This is a genomic window from Deltaproteobacteria bacterium, from assembly GCA_016709225.1.
Lineage (GTDB): Bacteria > Myxococcota_A > Polyangia > Nannocystales > Nannocystaceae > Xiheibacterium > Xiheibacterium phototrophicum.
Map to the genome: position 1 here is coordinate 1,512,004 of JADJEE010000002.1, position 9,751 is coordinate 1,521,754.

At 71.6% G+C, this 9,751-nt stretch carries 11 protein-coding genes; 5 read left to right on the forward strand and 6 right to left on the reverse strand.

From position 1 onward, the window contains the following. Entirely contained in the window at nt 1–381 is a 381-nt protein-coding gene (gene speD, locus IPH07_20515) for an adenosylmethionine decarboxylase (protein MBK6919791.1), read from the reverse strand. After that, a complete protein-coding gene (locus IPH07_20520) occupies nt 378–884 on the reverse strand; it encodes a Rieske (2Fe-2S) protein (GenBank protein MBK6919792.1) in 507 nt (168 codons plus the stop codon). The genes speD and IPH07_20520 overlap by 4 nt, the downstream gene beginning before the upstream one ends. Nucleotides 885–946: 62 nt before the next feature. On the opposite strand from IPH07_20520, the gene IPH07_20525 reads away from it, so the two are divergent. Further along, nucleotides 947–1,675 carry a hypothetical protein gene (locus IPH07_20525; GenBank protein ID MBK6919793.1) on the forward strand — a complete coding sequence of 243 codons (729 nt, stop codon included), beginning with the start codon at nt 947–949 and terminating at the stop codon, nt 1,673–1,675. Between the two features lie 14 nt (nt 1,676–1,689). After that, on the forward strand, nt 1,690–3,324 hold the full coding sequence (locus IPH07_20530; GenBank protein MBK6919794.1) for a 2,3-bisphosphoglycerate-independent phosphoglycerate mutase: 1,635 nt from the start codon (nt 1,690–1,692) through the stop codon (nt 3,322–3,324). 45 nt (nt 3,325–3,369) lie between these two features. Here the strand turns inward: IPH07_20530 and IPH07_20535 are convergent, their stop codons facing one another. The 3 genes from IPH07_20535 to IPH07_20545 are packed head-to-tail and all read right to left on the reverse strand — an operon-like array spanning nt 3,370 to nt 6,898. Beyond that, the gene (locus tag IPH07_20535) at nt 3,370–3,780 is read right to left on the reverse strand and encodes a hypothetical protein (GenBank protein MBK6919795.1); all 411 of its coding nucleotides are present in this window, start codon (nt 3,778–3,780) and stop codon (nt 3,370–3,372) included. 46 nt (nt 3,781–3,826) lie between these two features. Further along, the gene (locus tag IPH07_20540) at nt 3,827–5,734 is read right to left on the reverse strand and encodes an SRPBCC family protein (protein ID MBK6919796.1); all 1,908 of its coding nucleotides are present in this window, start codon (nt 5,732–5,734) and stop codon (nt 3,827–3,829) included. A gap of 36 nt (nt 5,735–5,770) precedes the next feature. Next, nucleotides 5,771–6,898, reverse strand: coding sequence for a cysteine desulfurase (locus tag IPH07_20545; protein ID MBK6919797.1), 1,128 nt, complete (start codon nt 6,896–6,898; stop codon nt 5,771–5,773). A 167-nt stretch (nt 6,899–7,065) separates the two neighbouring features. Here IPH07_20545 and IPH07_20550 point away from each other — a divergent pair, with 167 nt between their 5' ends. Next, the gene (locus tag IPH07_20550; protein MBK6919798.1) at nt 7,066–8,277 is read left to right on the forward strand and encodes an FAD-binding oxidoreductase; all 1,212 of its coding nucleotides are present in this window, start codon (nt 7,066–7,068) and stop codon (nt 8,275–8,277) included. Nucleotides 8,278–8,383: 106 nt separating this feature from the next. On the opposite strand, the gene IPH07_20555 is transcribed toward IPH07_20550, so the two are convergent. Beyond that, complete coding sequence (locus IPH07_20555) at nt 8,384–8,524, reverse strand: hypothetical protein (GenBank protein MBK6919799.1); 141 nt, start codon at nt 8,522–8,524, stop codon at nt 8,384–8,386. Nucleotides 8,525–8,588: 64 nt separating this feature from the next. Between IPH07_20555 and IPH07_20560 the strand changes: the two genes are divergently transcribed. Further along, the gene (locus IPH07_20560; GenBank protein MBK6919800.1) at nt 8,589–9,326 is read left to right on the forward strand and encodes a hypothetical protein; all 738 of its coding nucleotides are present in this window, start codon (nt 8,589–8,591) and stop codon (nt 9,324–9,326) included. Then, on the forward strand, nt 9,259–9,741 hold the full coding sequence (locus tag IPH07_20565; GenBank protein ID MBK6919801.1) for a hypothetical protein: 483 nt from the start codon (nt 9,259–9,261) through the stop codon (nt 9,739–9,741). Before IPH07_20560 ends, IPH07_20565 begins: the two co-directional genes overlap by 68 nt. The last annotated feature ends 10 nt before the right edge of the window (nt 9,742–9,751 follow it).

Sequence of the window (9,751 nt, forward strand, 5' to 3'; positions counted from 1 at the left end):
TCAAGCCGGGCTCGAGAGCGGCTGCTCGAGGCCACCGGGCCGGCCGCGGTCGACGGTGCGGAGCTCGAAGCGCTCGGCCGCCAGCAGCTGCGCGAGTCGGCGACACGCCAGCTCCGGTTCACCGTGCTCGCCGCAGGTGAAGACATCGGCCGCGGCGTAGCCATGCTCCGGCCAGGTGTGGATGCTGATGTGCGACTCGGCCAGCAAGCCCACCATCGTGACGCCGTGCGGCGAGAAACGATGGCTGCACTCGCCGACGAGCTGCCCGCGGGAGACCGTGACGGCCTCGAGCATCGCAGCGCGCACCCGCGGCAGGTCATCGAGCAGCGCCCGCGGGCAGCCGTAGAGCTCGATCATGCTGTGACGACCCGCGATGCTCATCGATCGTCACGCACTGCGATCTGCAGGTGCGTACCCGCGAACTGGTTGGGATACTCGCGCAGCGGCTCCTTCGCGGGCCCCTTCAACACCTTGCCGTCGTCGCCGAAGCGCGAGTTGTGGCAGGGGCAGCGCAGCTGCTGCGCCTCGTTGTCCCAGCGCACGGTGCAGCCCAGGTGCGGACACCGCGACGACAACACACGAAAGCGCTCGCCCTCGAGGCGCATGACGATGAGCGGCTTGCGACTGCCCTGCGGCTGCGCGGCGATCATCCCGCCCGGCGTGGCGAGCTCGGGAATCTTGCCGACGTCGATCTCGACCACGCCGTCCTTGGCGGCCGGCACCGACTTCGGCTTCATCCCCGAGGCGCCGCAGCCGACCAGCAGCACGCCCGCCGAGGCCCCCACGAAGCGCCGCCGACTGAGCGCGCAGGCCGGCACGAAGGCGGTGCCGCCGCAGGGCGAGTCCTCGAGCGAAGGTCTGGGGTCGCGCACGCGTGACGTCATCGGCGGCAAGCATCGCAAAACCCCGCACGACGGTCGACGAGGGGCCTGCTATGGTCCGTCGCGTGTCCATGGCGCTCGCAGGCACGCTCGCGCTGGCGCTCGCGCTGGCGCCGGCCACCGAGGCCGCATCGCCGGCGCCGAGCCGAGCGACGCGATCGCAGCGGAGCCTCGCGCGGCGGGGCAACGACGCCATCCTGCGCGCACGCGGCCCGGTGTTCAGCGTGATGGCGGCGCCACGGTTGGGCGTGTTGTTCGCCGGCGGGGCCGAGGTCATCCAGCCGGTCGGCTTCGGGGCCGGCTTGCAGTTCCGCGTGCACGCGCTGCACCTGGGGCCGCTGCGACTCGGTGGCGAGGTGCAGCTGGGTCACACGCGGTTCTTGCAGCGCAACTCGGTGCCGACCCCGTCGGGCAGCAGCGCGCGGCGCTTCTCGGCGCTCGGCCACACCGACTTTGCGCTGGGCCCGTCGTTCCAGCTGGTGATGGGCCCGATCTTCGCCGAGGTCGGCGTCGCCGTGGGTCTCGGCGTATCGACCCTGGTGCGCCCGTTCGGCCCGTTCATCATCGACGAAGAAGACGTCAGCGACACCACCGCGATGATCCGCGGCGGCGGTCACATCGGGGTGCCGATCCGCAACAACTCCTCGATCACGATCGGCGCGACGATCCACAAGTACTTCTCGCGCAAGCAGGTGGTCGCTCGCCCGAGCCCCGATCTGCCCGACGCGCCGCCCGACACCAACCCCTTCGATCTCATGCTGGAGATCGTGGTGGGCTATCACTTCATGTTCTAGATGTTCCCTGCCCCATGACGATCCGGCTGCAGCCCCACCCCACGCGCGTCGCACCCCCAGGCCCGGTCGTGTGCGTCGTGATGGACGGCGTCGGCGTCGGCCGGGGTGACCGCGGCGACGCCGTCGCGAACGCTCACACACCGACGCTGGCGCGACTCCGGTCGCTGCCGAGCTACCGCACCCTGCTCGCCCACGGGCGCGCGGTCGGCATGCCCTCGGACGCCGACATGGGCAACTCGGAGGTCGGGCACAACGCGATCGGGGCCGGCCGCATCTTCGATCAGGGCGCCAAGCTCGTCGCGGCCGCGATCGACAGCGGCGCGATGTTCGAGGGCCAGTGCTGGCGCGACGCCGTCGCCCATGTGCGCGACAGCGGCGCGGCGCTGCACTTCATGGGGTTGCTGTCCGACGGCAACGTCCACAGCCACATCGCTCACTTGCTGGCGATGCTGCGCCGGGCCGCCGATGCCGGCGTGACGCGCCTGCGGGTGCACGCGCTGCTCGACGGCCGCGACGTGCCCGCCCGCAGCGCGCTCGGCTACGTCGCAACCCTCGAGCAGGCGCTTGCCGAGCTGCGCGCGCGCGGCTGCGACGCCCGCATCGCCAGCGGCGGCGGGCGCATGCGCGTCACCATGGATCGCTACGAGGCCGACTGGTCGATGGTCGCGCGGGGCTGGGCCTGCCACGTCCACGGCCACGGCCGACGCTTCGCCTCGACCAGCAGCGCGATCGAGGCCATGTACGCGGAGCTCGGCGTCGACGACCAGAACCTCGAGGCCTTCGTGATCGACGAGGGCGACGGGCCTGTCGGCACCATCGACGACGGCGCCGCGGTGGTGTTCTTCAACTTCCGCGGCGATCGAGCCATCGAGATCAGCAAGGCCTTCGAGCGCGACGACTTCACGGCCTTCGATCGCGGACGACGACCGCGGGTCTTCTACTGCGGCATGATGCAGTACGACGGCGACGAGCAGGTGCCACGGCGCTACCTCGTCGCACCGCCGGCGATCGACGACACCATGGGCGAGTTGCTGGCGGCAGTCGGCAAGTCGCAGCTGGCGATCGCCGAGACGCAGAAGTACGGCCACGTGACCTACTTCTGGAACGGCAATCGCTCCGGCAAGTTCGACGGCGCGACGGAGGACTACATCGAGATCCCCTCCGACACGCTGCCGTTCGAGCAGCGGCCGTGGATGAAGGCCGCCGAGGTCACCGACGCGTTGGTCGCCGCGCTGCAGCGCCGCCACTACGACTTCGTGCGGGTCAACTACGCCAACGGCGACATGGTCGGCCACACCGGGGTCTTGGACGCCGCGCGCATGGCGGTCGAGGTGGTCGACCTGTGCCTCGCTCGCGTGATCGCATGCGTGCAGAAGCTGGGGGGCGTGGTCGTCGTCACCGCCGACCACGGCAACGCCGACCAGATGATCGATCTCGACGCCAAGGGCCGCGAGCAGGTCCGCACCAGCCACAGCCTCAACCCGGTGCCGTTCGTCATCGTCGGCGCGGGCGAGCCAATCGAGGTCCGTCGCGATGCCGCTGCAGACGCGGCCAACCTCGGCTGGATCGCCGCGACCTGCCTGGAGCTGATGGGCCTGCAGGCGCCAGCGGAGTACCTGCCGAGCCTGTTGGCGCCCGCGCAGGGCTGACGCAGGACGCCGGCAGCCGGTGGTGCAGCGCCGCGACGCGCGGCGCTACGCCGCGTGGCGGTCTTCGGCGGCCGCGATCGCCCAGGTCGCGGTGACCAGCTCGCGCAGGCCGTGCGAACCGATCTCGGCGGCGGGGTCGAGACCGCTCTGGCCGAACAACTCGTCGAGCACGATCACGCCGGCGCGGGTGATCTCGGGCACGAACTCGGGCAGGTCGACGCCGCGGCTACGTGCGTGGTGCTCGACCAGGCTGCGAACCAGCGCACGCGAGGTCTGATCACCCGAGAGCGCCACGCACAGCAGCGCCGGCCCGGGGTCCGAGAACTCGGCCAGCTCGAGCGGGTCGGCCCACAGCTGCTCGCCGTCACGGGTGCGCAGCGAGACCGGCGGCACACCGAGCGCACCGCCCCGCGGCTTGCGACGCTTCCATGGGAAGCGCCCGAGCACGCGTTGCAAACGGGTTTCGTCGAGCGGAGGCATGCGAGCGACGTCCACGAGCCTATCAGGTCTCGTCACCGCTCGCACGTTCCATCGCCGCCGCCACCGGGGCACGCAGATCGAACCCCAGCAGCTCCTGCTCCGCTGCGATGCCTTTCAACGACGCACGGAACCGACGCACGCCGAAGCTGCGCAGTAGCTGCGCGGAGGCGGAATGCGCCGCCGTCTCGCGCGCGAGCACCAGCTCCGACGGACCCGCCTGCGCCTGCAGGCGCGCCGCGACATTGACCGTGGTGCCGAAGAAGTCCAAGCGATCGTTGGCGCGCACCGCGAGGCACGGTCCTTCGTGGATGCCAATCTTCACGCTGATGCCCTCACCGCCGTGCTCGTCGTTGGTGGCCGCGACCATCGCGATGCCGGCGGCGACGGCATCCTCGATCCGCGAGAACGAGACCATCACGGCGTCGCCCATGGTCTTGACCACGGTGCCGTCGTGGGCAGTTGCGCAGCGCTCCATCGAGCGGAAGTGGGCCTGCACGATCGCGAACGCACGGGCGTCGCCGACCCGCTCGTACAGCGCCGTGGAACCGGTGAGGTCGCTGAACAGCAACACGAGCCGCCCGACGCTGAGCTCGAGCCCCGCCGCGGGGGCCTCGGTGGCGAACAGCTCGACGAACTCGGGCAGCGTCGCGATCACGCTGCCGAGCACGGCGTCGCAGGACCAGGCGCCGCGCTCGATCGAGACGTACGCGGGCTCGTCGAGCGCCGACGTGACGCGCAGCGCGGTGGTGCCGTCGCTCGACGCCCCCGTCGCGGTGCACTCGACCTCGCCGGGACGCAGCACCACCGAAAGCGATGCCGGCGCGACCGCGGCCTCGAGCACGGCGGGTCGCTGTGCGCCCAGCGTCCGCAGCAGCAGGTGCCCGTCGGCGAGCGGCAGCACCGCATCCCGCACCGCGCCCGGCTCGACCCGCAGCTGCGCGATGACGTGGGGGCGCAGCGCCGGGCTGGCCGCGCAGAACACCCCCGGCGTCACCGGTCGCACCGCCGCGTTGCAGCGGAACACCGCCTCGACGCTGCGGCCGAAGTCGACGTCGTAGCGGATGTTGCAGGCCTCGCAGTGCACCTGCCGACCGAGCTTCTCGAGCGAGTCCTCGACCGCCGCCGAGACTCGACACACCGGGCAGTTGATCTGCCAGTTCAGGTCGACGAGCCCCGCCCGCGTGGCGTGTAAGAAGGTCCGCAGCACCTCGCGGCGATCGAGACCCCAGCCGCGCGCGCGTGCGAACGGCTGCATCTGCGCGACATCCTCGTCGGGGCGCTCGCGCAGCCACGCGATCAGGCGCTCGCTCGCGGCACCCGGGAGCTCGTAGCTACGCAGGCGCTCGGCCCGGCGCTCGAGCTCGGCGTGATCGACCGGGGTGTGCCCGCCGCTCAGCGCCGGCTTCGATCCGTCGTCGAGCAGCGCCGCGACGCGCTCGGCGGGCGGTCTCACGCCGGGCGTTTCGGCCGTCACGCGCGCGAGCGCAGGGCCACGCAGCAGCTCGGCGATGGCCTCGAGGTAGGCGCGCGTCCGTCCTGCCAGGTGCGCGCGCACCAGCGGATTGAGCAGCCGCATGTACCACTGCGTCGAGCTACCCGAGACCGTCACGCGTGCACGGGCACCGTCGCCGTCGGGCTCGACCTCCATGCGCATGCCGCCGGTCTTCGCGGGCCCAGCGAGGAACTGCCGCGCGCCCTCGAGCATGCGGCCCTCGATCCACTCATACGGCGGCTCGATCCACTCCATCTCGACGCCGTTCTGGCGCGCGCGGGCCACGTGCACACGCCGGCCGTCGATGGTCTCCCAGCGATACGAGGCGAAGCCGAGGCCGAGCGCGCGATCGAAGCGATTGGTGTCGGTCAGCAACGCCCACACGAGCTCGGCGGGTGCGTCGTAGCGTCGCTCGATCGTGACCGCGGACTTCGGCATGCGGACCCACGCCATCGTGCCACAAACCGCGGCGCGCTACATGCCGCGCAGGAGTGCCTGTGCGGCGCGCTCGATGTCGTCGCGCGTGGTGCTGCGACCGAGTGACAGCCGCAGGGCGCCGGCCGCCTCCCGTGGGTCCACGCCCATCGCACCGAGCACGCCACCCACGGCGACCATGTCGCCGGGTCCGTGGTCGAGCACCGCGTGACACGCCGAGCCGGTCGATGCAGCGACCTCTGGGGCGGCCGCGAGGATCGCCGCGCCGCTGCGGTCGGGCACGCGCACGTGCAGCGTGTTCGGCAACGTCGGCACGTCGGCACCGGAGCGCACCAGCGTCGGCGCGCCCTGCCGAAGTCGCTGCCACAGCAGCTCGCGCAGCTCGAGCTGCCGCGCCGACTCGCGCACGAGGTCGGCGGCCGCCAGCGAGCACGCGGCCCCGAGTGCGACCGCGAGCGCGACCGGCTCGGTGCCCGATCGCAGCCCGCGCTGCTGCCCGCCGCCGTGGGAGATCGGGTGGAGCGCGACGCCGCGGCGCACCACCAGCGCACCGATGCCGACCGGCGCGTAGAACTTGTGGCCGACGATCGTGAGCAGGTCGACCCCGAGCGCCCGCATGTCGACCGGGACCTTGCCGACCGCCTGCGCGGCATCGCAGTGCACCACCACGTCGGGCGCTGCGGCGCGCGCCAGCGCGGACAGCTCCGCGACCGGCTGCAGCGTGCCGGTCTCGTTCTGCGCGAGCATCACCGTCAGCATGCCGGCGGGCCGCTGCAGCCGGCCTCGCGCTGCGACGAGCTCGACCCGCGCGTTGCGATCGACCTGCAACCGCTCGACCTCGACGCCGCGGGCGAGCACCGCCGCCTCGACCGCGGGGTGCTCGACCGCCGACATCACGATGCGGTCGCGGGGCAGCACCGCGCCGAGGATCGCGAGGTTGTCGGCCTCGGTGCCACCGCTGACGAACACGACCTCGTCCTGCGACGCACCGACCAGCTGCGCGACCGCCTCGCGCGCCTGCGCCAGCGCGGCTGCGGCCTCACGGCCGTACGCATGACTCGACGAGGGATTGCCGAACTGCCCGCCCAGCCACGGCAACATCGCCTCGCGCACCGCAGGATGCACCGGCGTGGTCGCGTTGTGATCGAGGTAGATCGGCATCGACATGCGGCGATGCTACCAGCCGCATCGCAACCCGCGGCCGGTCGACCACGCGCGGCGGCGCCCGCCGGGCGCGTGGGCTCGCGGCGGCGTGCATCGAGCAGGGTGCCCTCGCTAGGCTTGGCCACGCGCGGTGTCGGGCTCCGTTCTTGCACCGCGGCGGCCAGCATCCGATGGATCTCAAGAGCGGGTACCCCTTCTGGGCGATCAAGAACGGCCTGATGACCGCGTTTCCGCCGCTGACGGACGACGTACGCTGCGACGTTGCGATCGTTGGCGGCGGCATCACGGGGGCGCTCATCGCCGACGAGTTCTCGCAGCACGGACACGCGGTGGTCGTGCTCGAGCAGCGCGACGTCGGCTGGGGCAGCTCCGCGGCCAGCACCGCACTCCTGCAGTACGAGATCGACACCCACATGACCGCGCTCGCGCAGCGCTACGGCGAGGCCGACGCGGTGCTCGCGTATCGTGCGTGCCTCGACGCGATCCCCCAGCTCCAGGCCGTCGCGACCGAGCTCGGCGACGTCGACTTCGCGACCACCGACAGCCTGTACTACGCCAGCAAGCGCGGGCACGCGAAGGACCTGCGCGAGGAGTTCGCGATGCGCCGGGCCCACGGCTTGCCGGTCGAGTTCCTCGAGGCCGCGGCGGTACGCGAGCGATTCAGCATCGCTGCGCCCTGCGCGATCCTCAGCACGGTCGCCGCGCGCGTCGATCCGTACCGGATGGCCTGTCGCCTGTTGACCCGCCTCGCCCGGCGCGGCGGCCACGTCTTCGACCGCACCACGATGGATCGCTTCGAGGCGACCGAGCGCGGCGTCACCCTGCACACCCCGCGGGGCGCGTGCGTGCATGCGGGCCATGTCGTGCTCGCGGCGGGCTACGCCGGCCAGCGGGTGCTCGGGCAGCGAGTCGCCCGCACCCGCAGCAGCTACGCATTCATCACCGACCCGATCGACGCCGACACCCTCGGCCCGTTCGCGAGCACGATGGTGTGGGAGTCTGCGCGCCCCTATCTCTACCTGCGAAGCACCGGCGACGGCCGCCTGCTCGTCGGCGGTGACGACGACGCGATCGATCTTCCGGCGCGCCGCGATCGCCGGGTCGAGACCAAGGCGCGGAGCTTGAACAAGAAGGCCCAGCGTCTGCTGCCCGACATCGCGGTGCGCCCCTGCTTCGCGTGGGCAGGCACCTTCGCAGAGACCGAAGACGGCCTGCCCTTCTTCGGCCCCCACGCCGAGCACGGCCCGCGCGTGCACTTCGCGATGGCCTACGGCGGCAACGGCATCACCTACAGCATGCTCGGCGGCGGCCTCCTGCGTGCGCGCATCGAGGGTCGCGAGCATCCGCTCGGGCGGTTGTTCGGGTTCGATCGGATCGCGTAGTGGGGGGGCCGGCGACGATCCGCAGCACCCGCAGCACCACGCGGTACCATCGAGCCATGATGCGTTGCGCGCCCATCCTCACAGTCCCGCTGGTGGCCTGTGCGGATCACCCTCCCGGACGCGCAGGTGGCAGTGCCGATGACACCACGACCACGGCGGCCACGACCGCGACCGACTCGGCACGGAGCGCAGCCACGGATTCCACCAGCTCTGGATCGAGCAGCTCGACCACTGCGGTTGCGAGCACGGGCGCCCTCGACGACACCGGGTCGAGCACAGGCGGGCGCGCGCCCGTCGTCACCACGGCATTGGTGACCGATCAGAACCGCCATCATCCCGAGATGACGGGCGGCTGGGGTCCGCAGCTGCGCGGGGTGATGCGCACCGCGGACGGCGTGCCGTGGTTCGTCGCCGACGCCGGCCCCAGCGTCGACGTGAACAGCGCGATCCTCTACTTCCGCGGCGATGGCGACGGCTGGGCGCAGGTCGGCAGTCAGAACCACCTGCCCGATGTCCAGCAGAATGCAGCCAGCGTGATGGACGGTGCGGTCATCCGCAGCTTCGCGATCGACATCGTCGGCCATCACATGGAGCACTGCGAGTTCGCGATCGAGGATGTCACGCCGCTCGGCTGCGCGTTCGTGGACATCGGTGGCACCTATACAACGCCCGCGAGCGCAAACTACGTCGGTGCGGCGCGCGGCCCCGACCCCGTGCAGCTGGTGTGGTTCACGGTCGTCGGCGGAGCGGGTGGTCCGGGCCAGTTCATCTATACCTACGACTACGGTGGCGGCTTCAACGGCCCGATCAGCACGGTGCTGGCGGGCTACAACGACCTGAGCTACGTGTTCGCGTCATTCCGCGGCCCGGGCGAGGTCGTGCTGGCGGGTCAGCAGTGGTCAGCAGTTCACCGGGAGCTATCCCGCCGGCACCTACGATGCGGTCGTCGTCGAGCTCGTGCTCGGTCAGACACCGAGCTTCGTGAGCCTGGCCGACGGCGACGAGGTCGACGTCCGCAGCGCGGCCGATGTCCATGTCGATCCCGATAGCGGCGCCACGCATGTGCTGACCGAGACCGATGCCAATACGCTGGCGTACTTCTTCAAGCCCGGCGGTGCCAGCTGGGACCAGCACCGCACGATGGTTGCGAGCATCCCGGACAGCTTCCGCGGGCGCTTCGTGGCGGTCGCCGGCCAGCCACTCGCGCTCGTGCGCGGCGGTGCGAGCGACGGCGGCATCACGGTGCTGCGCGCGCGCGAAGCGGCCGACGACGCGATCGACTGGGCGGGAGCCGAGAGCCTCGCGATCCCCGACCTCGGGCCGGGCTTCGACGCGCCGTCGGCCCTCTACGTCCCTTCGCCATCGTACCAGGAGCACGACATCGAACGACTCGAGTGGGTCGCCTGCGGGACCTACGGCGTGGCCGACGGTCTGCTGTGGCACGTCGGCGTCGACGGCTGGTGAGCGCGATCGA

Coding starts and splice junctions, on each gene's coding strand:
- speD (MBK6919791.1), bottom strand. CDS start 381: ATGAGCATCGCGGGTCGTCACAGCATGATCGAGCTCTACGGCTGCCCG.
- IPH07_20520 (MBK6919792.1), bottom strand. CDS start 884: ATGACGTCACGCGTGCGCGACCCCAGACCTTCGCTCGAGGACTCGCCC.
- IPH07_20530 (MBK6919794.1), top strand. CDS start 1,690: ATGACGATCCGGCTGCAGCCCCACCCCACGCGCGTCGCACCCCCAGGC.
- IPH07_20540 (MBK6919796.1), bottom strand. CDS start 5,734: ATGCCGAAGTCCGCGGTCACGATCGAGCGACGCTACGACGCACCCGCC.
- IPH07_20545 (MBK6919797.1), bottom strand. CDS start 6,898: ATGTCGATGCCGATCTACCTCGATCACAACGCGACCACGCCGGTGCAT.
- IPH07_20550 (MBK6919798.1), top strand. CDS start 7,066: ATGGATCTCAAGAGCGGGTACCCCTTCTGGGCGATCAAGAACGGCCTG.